This window comes from Azospirillum sp. TSO5 (assembly GCF_003116065.1).
Classification (GTDB): Bacteria; Pseudomonadota; Alphaproteobacteria; order Azospirillales; family Azospirillaceae; genus Azospirillum.
This window is the reverse complement of the sequence record NZ_LGQY01000163.1, coordinates 32106-47481: the sequence shown is the minus strand read 5'-3', so window position 1 is coordinate 47481 and position 15376 is coordinate 32106. Positions and strand designations below refer to the sequence as shown.

The window sequence follows — 15376 nt, the reverse complement described above, 5'->3', positions numbered from 1 at the left end:
TGCTCGGCCTCATCACGCTGACCGCCCACCGCATCGCCATCGCAAGGCGCATGGTCAACCAGTACCCGTGGCTCTATGAGACTGCCGGCCCGTTCGGCTGGCGGGAGCGCAAGCCGGCCCGCGGCTGAGATGCCGCAACCTGGGGTGTTCCGGTTCCGATGGAGGACCCGGAACACCCCAGCATAACGCACAACCAAAAGAACAGAAGCCGGATTAGCGATATATCCGGCATGGAAAGGCGCCGTTTCGTCCAGGCAACGGCGCCGCCTTCACTTTGGCCGCGCCGGCCGAGACTTCAGTATTGCTGTGACAGTCGGCAATCATCCGAAAGTCAGAGAAGAAGATCATGGCGCAGACCATGACGTTCCGTTACAATACCATTTAAATTTTGCAATTCGTTGACGCTTCGACAGCGAACGCCGGTCATTCCGGCGGCTGATCCGTCATGCCTTGACGGTCGATGCGACGCGAAGGCGGCATGGGAAGGGCAAGAGCATGGCAGTGGACAAGGCGGCCGCATCCCGGCCGCGACGGTTCTGGAGCGTCGGGCGGAAGGTGACGGCGGCCTTCGTGGCGGCCATCGTCGGCGGCTTCATCGTCATCATGGGGCTGCAGGCCAAGATGCAGTATGACGACGCGGTGCGGCTCGCCACGCACGACGCCCGCGTCAAGACCGACATGCTGGCGAACGCCACCAAGACCAGCTTCATCGCCAGCGACGGCGCCTCCATCGAGACGGAGTTCATGCCGCTGGCCGACAGCCATGAGGTGCAGCTCGCCTCGCTGCGCGCCGCGACCGCGTCGGACACGCTGGCCGACTTCTCCAACCCGCGCTTCGCCAAGTACGACCTGAAGGCCGACAAGGATCTGGTCGAGGCGGTGCTGGCCGGCAAGGGCGCGCAGACCCGCTCGGCCAACGGCCACATCGTCGTGACGGTGCCGGTGGTGACCGGCAAGAGCAACCGGCTGGTCGGCGCCCTGCAGATCGCCTGGAGCCTGGACCAGCAGATCGACGCCATCGCCACCCAGATGCGCAACCAGATCGCCATCTGCCTGATCGCGCTGGTGGTGCAGATCGCCCTGCTGAACGTCCTGCTCGGCCGCATCGTCATACGCCCGCTGCGCGCCATGTCGGCGGCGATGGCGAAGCTGGCCGACGGCGACACCGCCGTCGAGGTGCCCGGCGACGGCCGCTCCGACGAGATCGGCGCCATGGCCGGCTCGGTCACCGTCTTCCGCGACAACGCCCGCGCCATCGCCCGCATGCACGCCGCCCAGGCCGAAGCCGACGCCAGGGCGGAGGAGGCCAAGCGTGCAGCATTGCTCGACCTCGCCGACCGTTTCCAGGGCACGGTGAAGCGTCTGGTGGAGGGCATCGCCGAGTCGGCGTCCGGCATGGCCGACAGCGCCGACCGCATGGCGATGGTGGTGGGCGAGGCGTCCAGCCAGACCCGCAACGTCGCCCGCGAATCCGACGACATCCAGTCCAACGTCCGCTCCGCCGCCGCCGCCGCGACCGAACTCGCCAGCTCCATCGGCGGCATCACCGAACAGGTCGGCCATTCCGCCCGCATCGCCGGCGAGGCGGTGTCCCATGCCGACCGCACCAACGCCACCGTCCAGGGGCTGATCGCCAACGCCGAACGCATCGGTCAGGTGGTCGGGCTGATCCATGCCATCGCCAAGCAGACCAACCTCCTGGCGCTGAACGCCACCATCGAGGCCGCGCGTGCGGGGGAGGCCGGCAAAGGCTTCGCCGTGGTGGCGACCGAGGTGAAGGGGCTGGCCGACCAGACCGCCAAGGCCACCGACGAGATCGCCGCCCAGGTCAACGCCATGCAGTCGGTGACCCGCGAGGCCGCCGACGCCATCGGCGCCATCGGCAGCACCATCACCGAGATCGACGGCATTTCCGGCACCATCACCCAGTCGGTGCAGGAACAGAACTCCGCCACCCAGGAGATCGCGCGGGCGGTGGAGATGGCGGCGCTGGGCACCCAGGACGTGTCGGCGACCATCGCCGCCCTGGCCCACACGGCGGAGAGCGCCGGCAGCACCGCGCTGGGCGTGCAGGACGCCGCCCGCGGCCTGTCCGGCCAGACCCGCGCGCTGGCCGCCGAAGTGGAGCGCTTCCTGACGGAGGTGCGCCAGCAGGCGACCGGAACCTGAAAACGCCCTCTCCCGCCCCGGGAGAGGGAGGGGACCCACGGAGTGGGGAGGGTGAGGGGTAGTCCGAGAATCCGCAACCACACCGATTCTCGGTTCACCCCTCACCCTCCCACCGCTTCACGGCGGGCCCCCTCCCTCTTCCGGGACGGGAGAGGGAAATCGCTACCTTACCAAAGTGACCTTACGAGAACGCCTGCAGGCCCGTCTGCGCCCGGCCCAGGATCAGGGCGTGGACGTCGTGGGTGCCTTCGTAGGTGTTCACCGTCTCCAGGTTCACCATGTGGCGGATGACCTGGAACTCCTCGGAGATGCCGTTGCCGCCGTGCATGTCGCGGGCGACGCGGGCGATGTCCAGAGCCTTGCCGCAGTTGTTGCGCTTGATCAGCGAGATCGCCTCCGGCGACCAGCTGCCGTCGTCCATCATGCGGCCGACGCGCAGGCAGGCCTGCAGGCCCAGCGTGATCTCCGTCATCATGTCGGCCAGCTTCTTCTGCACCAGCTGGGTCTGGGCCAGCGGGCGGCCGAACTGCTTGCGGTCCAGCGTGTACTGGCGGGCGGCGTGCCAGCAGAACTCCGCCGCGCCCATCACGCCCCAGGCGATGCCGTAGCGCGCCTTGTTCAGGCAGCCGAACGGACCGCCCAGGCCCGACACGTTGGGCAGCAGGTTCTCGTCGGGCACGAAGGCCTCGTCCAGAACGATCTCGCCGGTGACCGAGGCGCGCAGCGACAGCTTGCCCTCGATCTTTGGCGTGGAGAAGCCCTTGGTCCCGCGCTCCACCACGAAGCCCTTGATCTTGTTGTCATGGGCGTCCGACTTCGCCCAGACGACGGCCAGATCGGCGATGGGCGAGTTGGTGATCCACATCTTGGAGCCCGACAGCAGATAGCCGCCATCGACCTTGGTGGCGCGGGTCTTCATGCCGTTGGGGTCGGAGCCGTGGTCCGGCTCGGTCAGGCCGAAGCAGCCGACCAGCTCGCCGGTGGCCAGACGCGGCAGCCACTTCTTCTTCTGCTCTTCGCTGCCATAGGCGTAGATCGGGTGCATGACCAGCGAGGACTGCACCGACATGGCCGAGCGATAACCGCTGTCCACCCGCTCCACCTCGCGGGCGACCAGCCCGTAGGCGACATGGCTGACGCCCGGCCCGCCGTACTCCTCCGGGATGGTCGGGCCCAGCAGGCCCAGTTCGCCCATCTCGGTCATGATCTCGCGGTCGAACCGCTCCTCGCGGAAGGCGGAGATGACGCGCGGCTGCAGCCGGTCCTGGCAGTAGGCGCGGGCGCTGTCGCGCACCAGCTTCTCATCCTCGGTCAGCTGGGCTTCAAGGAGAAAGGCGTCGTCCCACTGGATGCTCTGCACGGTGCGTCTCCTGGTCGTATCGTCTGGGTCGTGTCGTCTGGCGCTTCGCCCGCCGGTCACCGATTGGCCGGTCTTCATTGAGACGCACTGTGCCGCGCCGGCGCCATAGCTGCAAACACATATTTTCTATCATGGTCATACCGTTTCGATATGGCCTAAAGGAAACAGTCTCTATGTCGCACGGTTCTACAAAAGTTTTAACGTGAAGCTTACCTTTTCCTATGCAATTTTGCCGGTGGCATCCTTGCCGCCCCGATTCCAACGGACAGCCCGCCCGTGTTTGCTGCATTGCAACCAATAACCGCCCTCGCTGGTTTTCCCCTCTTGCTGGGCCTTGCTTTGCTGACACTTTTGCACGAAGACGTTGCGATTGCAGCGGGTGCGAGCCTTGTCAGCGTCGGCACCGTCAGCATTGGCGTGACCGCCTTCACGCTACTGTGTGGGATCGTTGCCGGCGACCTGTTCATTTATATCCTCGGACTATTGTCGCTGCGGGTCACCTGGATCCGGCGGCGGACCGAAGGGCCGATGCTTGAGCGCTGCCGCAACGCATTGCAGAAGAACCTGCTGCCGACGCTGGTGACTTGCCGGCTGGTGCCCGGCGTCTTGTTCCCCACCTATTTCGCCTGCGGCGTGATGCGGGTGCCGTTCCTGCGCTTCGTCGCCATCACCCTGGCGACCGCCGGCGTCCATGTCGGGCTGCTGCTGACGCTGATGACCTCCTCGCTGGAATCGGCGGCGGTGCAAGTGCAGGTGATCGGCATCGGCTGCGCGGCGGCGCTGATGCTCCTGCGCACGCGGCGCGCCCAGACCATCGCCCGCAGCCTGTTCGCCCGCGTCCGGGCGAAGCTGGAGCCGCATCTGCCCGCCGCCCTGCGCGATGCGCTGCACGGCAGCCCGACCCCGCGCGCCATCGCCCTGCCCGGCCTGCCGGTGGTGCCCGCCGGCGCCCCCACCATCGGCTGGGCGGAGCGCATTCCGCCGCTGCTGTTCTACATCCCGCTGGTGGCGCAGTGGTTCGCTCTCGGCGTCCGCCACCGCAGCCTGACCCTGCCGACCGCCGCCAACCCGTCGATCGAGGCCGGCGGCCTGCTGGGCGAATCGAAGATCGCCTGCATGGACCTGATCGGGCCGGCGGCGCGCCGCTGGGCCGCGCAATCCGTCGCCCTGGTCAACCGCCCGTCGCTGACCCCGGCCCAGCTGGATTCGCTGGCCTCGGGCGCCGGCCTGTCCTTCCCGCTGGTCGCCAAGCCCGACATCGGCTGGCGCGGCATCGGCGTGCGTCTGGTGCGCGACAGCGCCGATCTCCACGCCTATCTCCGCGGCTTCCCGGCCGACGTCCGGCTGATCCTGCAGGAGCATGTGCCTTACGCCGGCGAGGCCGGCATCTTCTACGTCCGCAAGCCGGGGGAGCGGCACGGGCGCATCTTCTCCATGACCTTCCGCTATTACCCGCATGTGGTGGGCGACGGCCGCTCCACCCTGCGCCAGCTGATCGCCGCCGATCCGCGCGCCTCCTGGAAGGCGGAGCTGCATCACGAGGCGCTGGCCGACCGGCTGGACGAGGTGCCGGAGGCGGGCCGCACGGTCCGGCTGTCGCTGGTCGGCAGCAGCCGGGTCGGCGGCCTCTACAAGGACGCCTGCGGCCATGTCACGGCGACGCTGACCGCCCGCTTCGACGAGATCGCCGACGAAATGCCGGGCTTCCATTTCGGCCGCTTCGACGTGCGCTTCGCCTCGGTGGAGCGGCTGGCGGTGGGCGAGGATTTCCGCATCATCGAGGTCAACGGCGCCGGGGCGGAGGCCATCCACATGTGGGATCCGGAATTCCGGCTGGGCGACGCCTACGCCACCCTGTTCCACCAGCAGGCGCTGATGTTCGAGGTCGCCGCCGCCTGCCGGGCGCAGGGTGCCCGTCCGCTGAGCGCGCTGGAACTGGTCCGCTACCAGCGCCGCCAGCAGAATTTGCTGCCGCTCTATCCCGCCTCCAACTGACGGCCACAATTCCTATTCCGGCGCCGCCGGGTCCGCTCAGCGCGCCCGCGCCGACAGGACGATGCCGCCGGCGATCATCGCCACGCTGGCCAGCACGCCCGCGCTCAGCGGCTCGTGGTAGAAGATCGCGCTCAACAGCAGCGCCGTGATCGGCACCAGACAGACGATCTGCCCGGCCTGGCTGGCCGGCATCACCGACAGCGCCTTGCCCCACCACCAATAGCAAAGCCCGGTGGCGATCAGGCAGTTGTAGGCGACGACCGCCAGCAGGGAGCCCGACCAGTGGATCGGGTGCCCGTATTCGGTGGACAGCGCCAGCGGCACCATCACCAGCGCGCTGGCGGCGATCTGCCAAAAGGTCTGGGTCCAGAAGGGCGTGCGCCAGACCCGCCGGCGGTACAGGGTCGCCCCCAGCGCCCAGCTGAGCGCGCAGCCGATGAGCAGGCCGTTGCCGATCAGCGCGTTGGCGTCGTTCCAATCCACCAGCACCGGGTTGAAGAAGACGACCACCCCGGCGAAGGTCAGCCCCGCCGACGCGGCGCGCCGCCCGGTGATCCGCTCGCCCAGCAGCAGCAGGCCGAGCGGCAAGGCCCACATCTGCATGGTGTAGGCGAGGACCGACGCCCGCCCCGGCGAGACGAACTGCAGCCCGATGTTGCTCAGCCCCATCATGCCGGCGACCTGCAGCAGGCCGACGACCGCGAGCATCAGCCGCTCGCCGCGTTGGGGCAGCAGGGGAAAGCGCAGGATCGGCGCCAGCGCCGCGACGCTCAGCGCGGTTCCGAACAGCCGCACGGCGCAGAAGGCGAGCGGCCCGATGTCGACCAGCGCCAGCTTCATCAGCGGCCAGTTGGCGCCCCAGAACAGGACGATCCCGGCAAGCTGCGCATAGACCGTCAGGCCCGGTCCGGTTCCGGAGGCCGTTGGAAGGACCTTCCCGGTATGATGCGAATGCCACCGGCTCCGTGTCACACGACACCTTCCTCGTTTGATTCGACCATGACGCCACCGAACGTCGCCGGCGGATAAATGCCACCATGACAGGCGGCCTGCCGAATCACTGAGCCGGTTCAGCCGACCGTCACGTCATATCGGCTATGCGTCCCCCCAAGTCGCAGGGCGCGCCGGGGGCGAAAGAGGCGGGATCGGCCGCGGATCGGCGACCGTCCGGCGGCCGGCCCTGCGACGGCACGGACTCTCGACCTGCGGTGGCGCACCCGCCTATAGTCGGCGCGTGTTTGACGTGGCAGGGCCGTCCTGCCCCCGGGACGAGAGGTCATGAGCCGTTTGTTCGATGCAGTGCGTGCCCGTCCGGCGGCGGCGAAAGCCACCCGGACGCAGACCTCCGCCCGCCGTTTCGTCGTCATCGACTGCGAGACCACCGGGCTGTCGCCGGCCGGCGGCGACCGCATGGTCAGCTTCGCCGCCATCGAACTGACGGAGGCGACGCCGACCGGCCGCTGTCTCAGCCTCATCTTCAATCCCAGCCGCAAGTCGAACCCGCATGCGCTGAGGGTGCACGGGCTGCCGGATCACCTGCTGCGCCACCAGGATCCCTTCCACAGCGTCGCCCAGGACGTTCGCGACTTCCTCGACGGCGCGGTGCTGGTCGGCCACAATGTCGGCTTCGACATCGACTTCCTGCGCCATGAATTCCGGCTCTGCGGCCTTCCCTGGACGCCGGGCCAGTCGGTTTGCACGATGCAACACGCGCGGGCACAGGTGGCCGGGCGCGCGTCGCTCGATGCGGTGGCGACCCTGTTCGGCATCGATGTCGGCATCCGGGCCCGCTTCCACGGCGCCTTCGTCGATGCCGAGATCACCAGCCGTCTGTTCCAGAAGATGATCCTCGGCAGCGCCGAGATGCTGGCGGTTCCCCATCTGGCACCGACCAACCAGATCGACCCTCCGCCGGTGGTCCGGCCATCGGCCGCTCCCATCACGCACGGCGTCGGCGGTCATGCCTTCGCCGTCACCGGCGAACTGACCGGCCTGTCGCGCGACGCGGTGATGGCCCGCATCCTGGCGCTGGGCGGACACTGGCATCCCAGCGTCCGCAAGGACACCGACTATCTCGTCGTCGGCCACGCCCCCGGCGCTACCAAGCTGGACACCGCCGCCGCCCGGCGCGCCAAATACGGCAAGCCCGACATCATCGACGAGGCGCAGTTCTTCGCCATGGTGACGGCGTCCCACGCCGGAAAGCGCGGCTGACGCCGATCGACACGCGGAAATGCGCTACGCGCCCAGCAGTCCACGGGCTTGCAGCTCGGCGAAACGGCCGGCATGGGCGACGCGGCCACCGTCCAGAATCAGGATTCGGTCGGCGCCGCGGATGGTCTCCAGCCGGTGGGCGATGACGATCCGGGTGCAGTCGAGCGACGACAGGGTGCGGATGGTCGCCGCCTGGGTGGCGTTGTCCAGCGCGCTGGTCGCTTCGTCGAGGATCAGCACATCGGGCTTGGTCACCAGCGCGCGGGCCAGCAGAAGCCGCTGCACCTGCCCGCCCGACAGCGTGCGCGACGCATCGGCGATGGGCGTGCGCACACCCAGCGGCATCGCCCGGATTTCATCGGCGATCGCCGACGCCGCCAGCGCGTCCCAGATTTCCGCCTCGGTCGCGTCGCTCAGGCCGCGCACCACGTCGATCAGCGCGCCGGGCGGCAGCTGCGCCCCCTGCAGCACGGTGCCGACCCGCCGCCGCAACAATCCGAGATCGAGCGAGGACAGATCGTTGCCGTCATAGGTGACGCTGCCCACCCGTGGCCGCTCCAGCCCCAGCAGAATCCTGACGAGCGTGGACTTGCCGCAGCCCGACCGGCCGAGGATCGCCACATACTCGCCGGCGGCGATGGACAGGTTCAGGTTGGCGAACACCGGGGTTTCGGCCTGGGCGTAATTGAAGTACAGCCCGCTGACCGCGATCTGGCCGGACAGCCGGCCGGGGTCGATCCGTCCCAGCGCCGGCTCCGGCGCGCAACGCAGCACCGGATCGGCGAAGGCGCGGGCGGCGTAGACCTGATAGAAGGCGCCGAACCCGTCGCCCAGCGCCGCCGCCGCCCCGTTGGCGATCATATAGGCGGTCATCATCGCGACGATGCTGGCGCTGTCGGTCCCGGCGGAATGGAAGACCAGGAACAGCGCCGCCATCGCCAGCACCGGCAGGGCGGAGTTGACCGCCGCCATCCGCCCCTCGATCTCCTGCACCTCCATGCGCTTCTCGCGCATGCCGATGAAGCGCTCCGACCAATGGGTCAGCGCCCAATGCTCGGCGGCGGCCAGACGCAGCTTGGCGATGCCGGTCAGGAACTGCATCGCCAGGGAATCGGCCTGCCCGCTCAGCGCCTCGCCCACCTTGTAGACCCGCGCCCGCAGCACCGCCGACAGGACCGCCAGCCCCAGCTGCACCGCCAGCGCCAACACCGCCACCACCGCGCCGGCGCCATGGAAGGACGCCATCGCGAAGATGCTGGCGACCAGCACCGCGCCGGTGCCGATGCCGGCGACGGTGAAGCCCTGGGCGGCCAGCGGCAGGGCCATCGCCATTCCCACCCGCGCCGCCATGTCGCCGGCCGAATGCTGGCGCAGCACCGGCATCGGCAGCCGCAGCACCCGGTCCCACAGGCCGGCATGCAGCCCGGCCTCGCGCATGGTCTGCATGCTCTGCCGCGTCACCTCGCCGACCAGTTGGATCACCAGCGTGACGGCGGCGACGCAGCCCAGCAGGATGCCAAGCTCCAGCAGGCCGCCATGGTCGCGCGCCGGCACCAGCGACGAGAAGGCGAACTTCATCCCGAACGGGCTGGCGAGGCCGAGCAGCGCGCCCAGCGCCGCCACCGCCAGCGTCAGCAGCCAGAAGGCCGGCGGGGTGCGGACGAACCGCATCAGCGACCCGACGGTCTGCGGCCGGTCCGGCAGCGGTTCGACCATGGTCCAGGCCGACGGCGACAACCCGGCGGCGACCGGCGCGGTGACGCGGACCGGCTTGGCATCCTCGCCGGCCAGCAGCTCATAGCCGCGCCCCTTCGGCAGCAGCGCCACCGGTCGGCCCTCCAGCGTCGCACCGACCAGCGGACCCAGCGGACGGCGCCACCAGCCCTCCGTCAGCGTCACCGGCCGCATATGCTGGCCGGAGGCGCGGGCGATCTCCTCCATCGTCGGCTGCACGTCGAGGTCGCGCTCGCGCAGCAGAGTCGGCCGGCGCAGCCGCAGGCGGGGGTTGGTGCGGGCGGCGACCGCGCTCATCGCCGTGAACAGCGGATCGTGATGGCCGCCGTCCGCCGGCGCCGACGGCTTGCGGGCATGGTCGAGGAGGCGCCCGGCCAGATGGACGAAGCGCTCGCCCTCCTCCGCCTCGCGCGCGCCGCGCAGCGACAGCCGCCCGGCCTCGTCGGCCTCGGCCAGACCGCGGGCGCCCATCAGCATTTCACCGCAGGCCGCGGTCAGCGCATGGATGCCGGTCAGCGCGGCGGGCAGGTCGCGCGGCAGCGGTCGGCGGCCGAAGACGATGCGCATCGGCCCCGCCGCCTTCAGCCACGCGCGCGGCGGCAGCGGCATGATGCCCTGGATGATCTCCTGCTCCAGCAGCAGGGCGCCGGGGGCGGGCACCGCGCACCACAATCCGGCTTCCTGCACCATCACCAGCTGCCCGTCCGCCAGCTCGACCGCCGCGCCGCTGCGGGCCTGCCGGTCGATGCGCTCGGGATGCCAGAGGATGGCGGCGATGCCGGAGATCAGGGTGGACGACCACGCCTCCATCCCGGCCAGCAGGGCGTCGGGCTCGATCTCCTCCAGCGGGTCGGCGACGGCCTCCAGCCGCGACCCGGCCGCCGGAACCGCGATCAGTTCCTGCATGAAGGCGTCGATGCCGACCAGCAGGCTGCCCGCCGGCAGCCGGCCGAGGAACAGGCGCGAACCGGCGTTGGCGCCCACGGCGGCGACGGCGAAGATGTCGGCCTCGCCCTCCTCCAGGAACCAGACCGATCCCGCGGGTTCCAGCGCCACGGCCGGCTGCTGGAAGGCGATGACGGGAGCGCCGGCCACCTCTTTGATGTCGGAATCCGGCAGGGCGGCTTCGGTCGTCATCTGCGGCTCATCCGGTCAGGCCATGCTCAGCATCAGCGAGGAAAAGGCGCCGGCGCGGCGCGCCAGCTCGGCCGGCGGGCCGGACTCGACGATCTCGCCGCTCTGCATCACCAGCACCCGGTCGCAGTCGCGGATCGCCGTCAGCCGGTGGGCGATCACCAGCATGGTGGATCCCCGGCGGCGCAGGTTGGACAGCAGCTGCGCCTGGGTGTGGTCGTCGAGCGCGGCGGTCGCCTCGTCCATCACCAGGATGCGCGGGTTCTGCACCAGGGCGCGCGCCATCTCGATGCGGGCGCGCTGGCCGCCCGACAGATTGGCCCCGCCTTCGCTGACCGGGGAGGCATAGCCGTCGCGGCGGTCGATGATGATGTCGTGGATCACCGCGTCGCGGGCGGCGGCGAACAGCCGCTCGTCCGACACCGTCGGGTCCCACAGGGCGATGTTGTCGCGCACGCTGCCTTCGAACAGCGTCACGTTCTGATCGACGACCTGCACGCTCTGGCGCAGCACCCGGCGCGGGATCTCGCGCAGCGGCTTGCCGTCGAGCAGCACCTCGCCCGACCACGGCTCGTAAAGCCCGGCGGTCAGCAGCGCCAGCGTCGATTTGCCGGAGCCGGAGCCGCCGACCACCCCGACCCGCTCGCCCGGCTCGATGGTCAGCGACAGGCCGCGGATCAGCGGCGGCGCCCGGCGGGAATGGCCGAAGGTCACGTCGCGCAGCTCGATCCGCCCGGTCAGCCGGCGCAGCACGGCGGGGGCCTGCTGCGGCTGCGCCTGCCGGAACTCCTCGGCGATGGGATGCTGCATGGTGTCGTCGAGCAGGCGCAGATAGGACCGCGCCTCCTGGATGCGGGCGCCGAGCTGGACGAGGCGCGACACTGGCGCCAAAAAGGCCGACATCAGCACCATGAATCCCATCATCGCGCCGATGGTCATGCCGCCTTCCGCGACGATGCCGCCGCCGACGGTGACCACGGCGGCCGACGCCACCCCGCCGACGAAGGCCGGCAGCAGCCGCAGAACGGCGCGGCGCAGCATCAGCGACTGGCGGATGTTCAGCACGCGGGCATGGCGGGCGACCAGCCGCTCGAACAGCAGCCGCTCCGCCCCGGCGGCGCGGTAGGTCTCGATCATGCGCAGCCCCTGCTTGGCGTCGGCGCCCTCCTGCGCCGATTCGTTCAGCAGACGCTGCTGGCCCTCCTCCAGCTGGCGCGACAGCAGGGCCAACGCCAGCGCCAGGCTGGCGGCGGCGGCCACGGCGACCAGCGCCAGCGCCGGCTGGTAGAAGGCCATCGCCGCCAGATAGGTCAGCGCGGTCAGGATGGCGAACAGGCAGCCGCCGATCTCGCCGGCCAGCAGTTCGGCCAGACGGTCGCTCTGCATGATGCGGTCGGCGACCGCCGCCGGCCCGCGCTGGCCGAAGAAGCCCATCGGCAGCCGCAGCACCCGCTCCATGAAGCCGATGCCGCCCAGCAGGGCCAGACGGGTCTCCAGCCGGTGCAGCACGCTTTTCTGCAACCATGTGAAGGTCAGCGTGACCGCGCCGACCATCAGCATCGCGCCGATCAGCGGCGTCATCCAGTCGGCCAGCCCGCCGACCAGCACGCTGTCCATGAAGATCTGGCGGAAGGCGGGGAACAGCATGCCGGGGATCGCCAGCAGCAGGCTGATCGCCGCGGCGAACCACACCGCCCCCCAGGATTTGCGCAGCCGCCGGGCGAGGCCGCGCAGCGCGCTGGGCGCCGACCCGCCCTTGCGGAACTCCGGTCCCGGCGCCATCAGCAGGGCGATGCCGGTGAACTGGCGGCGGAATTCGGCATCGTCGACGCGGCGCCGGCCGCGCGCCGGGTCGTTCAGGTACCACCAGCGCCCGCGCCGTCCCTCCAGCACCAGGAAATGGTCCATTCCCCAATGCAGGATCATCGGTCCGGTCTGTCCCTGCAGCCCCTCCGGCTCGGTGCGCACGCCGCGGGCCTGCAGCCCCAGTTCGCGCGCGGCCTGGACCAGATTGGCGGCGCGGCTGCCGTCGCGCGAGATGCCGCAGCGCTCGCGCAGATCCTCCAGCGTCAGCCAGCGGCCGTAATGGGCGGCGACGATGCCGAGCGCCGCGGCGCCGCATTCCGCCGCCTCGATCTGCAGGATCGACGGGGTGCGCATCTCAGGCTCCGGATGCGGCCGGCGCGGTCGCGGGCATCTTGCCCGCATCCGGCTCCGGCGCCACGTCGGTCAGATCCAGCCGGAGCCATTGCTGCAGGATGGGCAGGGCCAGGGCGATCAGCCGGACCTTCTGCACGGTGATCTCCACCGACACCAGCGTGCCGCCATCCATCGAGAATTTCGGCGGATTGCCGGTGGACCAGCGCAGCGCGCCGGCCGCATCGCGGTCCAGCCGGATCATGATCTCGAAGGGGGTGCGCAGCGTCTTCTGGAATTCGCCGACCAGCGCGTCGTTCTGCAGGGTGCGCAGCATGCCGACACTGCTGGCGGGGGTGTCGGCCACGCGGTCGACCCGCCCGATCAGGTGCCCATGCTCCTCCTTGCGGACCGACGCCGGCGACACGTCGGCCTCCATGCCATGGCGAAGCTTCTTGCCGTCCTGCGCCCCGACATAGACCAGGGCCACCAGATCGCCACCAGGATTGCTCCCCTGGCCGGCCAGCGCGCCGTCGCGCTCGATGCTGACGATCGGCGCGCCGCTCGACACCACCTGCCCGATATTCGCCTTCGCCTCCACCACGCGGCCGCCATAGGGCGACAGCACCGCGGCATAGCGCTTCAGCCGGTCGCGGGCGGACTCCACCGCGCGCGAGGCGGTGGCCACCCGCTGCTCGGCGGCCAGCATGTCCTTCTCGCGCTGGGTCTGGCGGCGGGCGGCGTCGAGCGTCATGGTCTGCAGCTCGTTGCGCTGGGCCTCCAGGTCGGAGCGGATGGTGAACAGCTCGATCTTGGCGGAGATGGCGCGGTCGCGGGTGATCAGCCCGCGCTCGGCGAGCTGGCGGACCAGCTCCTCGCGCTCGGTCATCATGCGCTGGCGTTCCTGCAGCGACGTGATGTTGCCGTTGACCGCCTGCTCTCGTGCCTGCCGCCAGACCTCGTCGGCATGCAGGTCGCGCTCCTGGAAGCGTTGCATGTCATCGCGGGCGGCGATGGCGTCCTGTAATTCGCCCTCGGCCTCCGCCAGCTTCAGCTTCTGCTCGCTCTGGTCGACAAGCGCGACGACGTCGCCGGGGTGGATCAGGTCGCCCGGCTTGAAGCGGATGTCGTTGATCCGGCCGCTCGATTCCGACACCACGTCGATGACGCCGCCCGGGCTGACGAGGATGCCCTGCCCGGTGATCTTGATCGGCACGTCGGTGAAGGACGCCCACACGACGACGCCGACGACCAGCAGGGCCAGCGTGATGCAGAAGGCCAGCACCGGCGGCCGCACCACCTCCAGCGCATCGTCCACCTGCGACACGGAGGTGGCGGCCTCCGCGGCCTCCGCGCGGAAGCCGGCCTTGCCGGTTTCGCCGCCGGAAGCGGCCGGACCGCCGCCGGCCGGCGACGTCGCCGCCACCGGCCGATCCGCCGGCCGTTCCGTCGTCGCGCTGTCGCTCATGCCGCCGTTCCGTCCGGCATCACCACTTCTTCATCTTCTTCTTGATGGAGTTGGTGACGCTCTTCGCAGTGTTCGACACGCTGTTGACGGTGCTCTGCGCCGTGCTGGACACGTCGTGAACGGCCGACTGCGCGGTGTTGCTGACCGTGCTGGCGGTGTTCTGCGCCGTGTTGGCGACGGTGTGCGCCGCATCGGTCACCGCAGGGGCCGCGGTGGTCGCGACCGACTGCGCGGTGTTGGCGACCGTGTGGGCGGCGTCGGTGACGGCGGGGGTGGCCGCGGCCACCGCCTGGGCGCCGGCATGTTCGAGCGGGGCGGTGTTGACCGTGACCTCCTGGCCCACCGTGACGCCGCCGATGCCGATCGCCGCCGTGGCGCCGAGCCCGAGCGTGACATGGCCGTCGGAATAGCCGGCGGTGACCTCGGTCCCGGCACCGACCGATCCGGAATCGATGACGCCGACCGTGGTGGTGCTGCTGATGTCGTTGTTGCCGGCGGTGACCGAGGCCGTCACCTCCACGTAATTGCCGGCATAGGTGCTGACGTCGCCATGGACGCCGCTCGCCCCGATGGAGCCGCTGACCTCTGCGCCGGCGCCGACCGCGATGGTCTGGGTGACCGAGCCCTCCACCGTGACGCCATGGCCGACATTGCCGCCGACCGTGGTTTCCGTGGTCACCGAAACGCCGACCGAGCCGGATGCCGAGGCTTCCACCCCGGTGTAGGAAACCGACACGCTGGCGCTGCCGCTGGCGCCGGCCTCATAGCTGATGGTCTGGGTGACCGGCCCGTTGGTCACCGTCACGCTGCCGTGGCTGCCGGCAAAGCCGTCCGCCGTCGCGGTGACGCCGCCCGACCCGACGGTGACGCCGGCCGACCCGCTGGCGCCGGCCCCGACCTCGGTGGTCACGGTGGCGCCGCCGATGTCGTGGCTGGTGGAGGTGGAAACCCCGACGCTGCCCGAAGCGCTGGCGACCTCGACCCCGACGCTGACGCTGACCCCGTTCTCATCCTCCTGCGCATGACCGGACTGGGCGTTGGTCGAGCCGGTTCCGCCCACCACCACCAGAAGCTCGTCATCGGAAATGTCGACCATCGCCGCCTGCGTCTTGCTCATGCCTGCAATCCCTGGTTATTGGATGATCGGAAGTCATTCGCCCCGGCTT

Annotated in this window: 10 protein-coding genes; 4 read left to right on the top strand and 6 right to left on the bottom strand. The window is 70.0% G+C overall.

What is annotated here, in order from left to right; translation table 11 throughout:
* Nucleotides 1-11 precede the first annotated feature (11 nt).
* Both TSO5_RS33800 and TSO5_RS31045 read left to right on the top strand, forming a co-directional pair.
* The gene (locus TSO5_RS33800) at nucleotides 12-128 is read left to right on the top strand and encodes a DUF6867 family protein (protein WP_348981071.1); all 117 of its coding nucleotides are present in this window, start codon (nucleotides 12-14) and stop codon (nucleotides 126-128) included.
* Nucleotides 129-495: 367 nt separating this feature from the next.
* Nucleotides 496-2169, top strand: a complete 1674-nt coding sequence (locus tag TSO5_RS31045) for a HAMP domain-containing methyl-accepting chemotaxis protein (protein ID WP_109155214.1) — start codon at nucleotides 496-498, stop codon at nucleotides 2167-2169.
* 181 nt (nucleotides 2170-2350) lie between these two features.
* Here TSO5_RS31045 and TSO5_RS31040 read toward each other — a convergent pair whose 3' ends face one another.
* On the bottom strand, nucleotides 2351-3529 hold the full coding sequence (locus tag TSO5_RS31040) for an acyl-CoA dehydrogenase (protein WP_109155213.1): 1179 nt from the start codon (nucleotides 3527-3529) through the stop codon (nucleotides 2351-2353).
* A gap of 276 nt (nucleotides 3530-3805) precedes the next feature.
* On the opposite strand from TSO5_RS31040, the gene TSO5_RS31030 reads away from it, so the two are divergent.
* A complete protein-coding gene (locus TSO5_RS31030; protein ID WP_109155212.1) occupies nucleotides 3806-5524 on the top strand; it encodes a VTT domain-containing protein in 1719 nt (572 codons plus the stop codon).
* A gap of 36 nt (nucleotides 5525-5560) precedes the next feature.
* On the opposite strand, the gene TSO5_RS31025 is transcribed toward TSO5_RS31030, so the two are convergent.
* Nucleotides 5561-6496 carry a DMT family transporter gene (locus TSO5_RS31025; protein WP_109155211.1) on the bottom strand — a complete coding sequence of 312 codons (936 nt, stop codon included), beginning with the start codon at nucleotides 6494-6496 and terminating at the stop codon, nucleotides 5561-5563.
* Nucleotides 6497-6802: 306 nt separating this feature from the next.
* Between TSO5_RS31025 and TSO5_RS31020 the strand changes: the two genes are divergently transcribed.
* Nucleotides 6803-7738, top strand: coding sequence for an exonuclease domain-containing protein (locus tag TSO5_RS31020; RefSeq protein ID WP_109155210.1), 936 nt, complete (start codon nucleotides 6803-6805; stop codon nucleotides 7736-7738).
* Nucleotides 7739-7762: 24 nt separating this feature from the next.
* Here TSO5_RS31020 and TSO5_RS31015 read toward each other — a convergent pair whose 3' ends face one another.
* From TSO5_RS31015 to TSO5_RS31000, 4 genes are read right to left on the bottom strand one after another with little or no spacing between them, the layout of a single operon-like run.
* Nucleotides 7763-10609 carry an ATP-binding cassette domain-containing protein gene (locus TSO5_RS31015; protein ID WP_109155209.1) on the bottom strand — a complete coding sequence of 949 codons (2847 nt, stop codon included), beginning with the start codon at nucleotides 10607-10609 and terminating at the stop codon, nucleotides 7763-7765.
* Nucleotides 10610-10624: 15 nt separating this feature from the next.
* Nucleotides 10625-12766 (bottom strand): NHLP family bacteriocin export ABC transporter peptidase/permease/ATPase subunit, encoded by a 2142-nt coding sequence (locus TSO5_RS31010; RefSeq protein WP_158282518.1) that lies wholly within the window; start codon nucleotides 12764-12766, stop codon nucleotides 10625-10627.
* A gap of 1 nt (nucleotide 12767) precedes the next feature.
* Nucleotides 12768-14210: an NHLP bacteriocin system secretion protein gene (locus tag TSO5_RS31005; RefSeq protein WP_109155207.1), complete on the bottom strand. Its 1443-nt coding sequence runs from the start codon at nucleotides 14208-14210 to the stop codon at nucleotides 12768-12770.
* Between the two features lie 19 nt (nucleotides 14211-14229).
* Nucleotides 14230-15327 (bottom strand): hypothetical protein, encoded by a 1098-nt coding sequence (locus tag TSO5_RS31000; RefSeq protein WP_109155206.1) that lies wholly within the window; start codon nucleotides 15325-15327, stop codon nucleotides 14230-14232.
* Nucleotides 15328-15376: the final 49 nt, after the last annotated feature.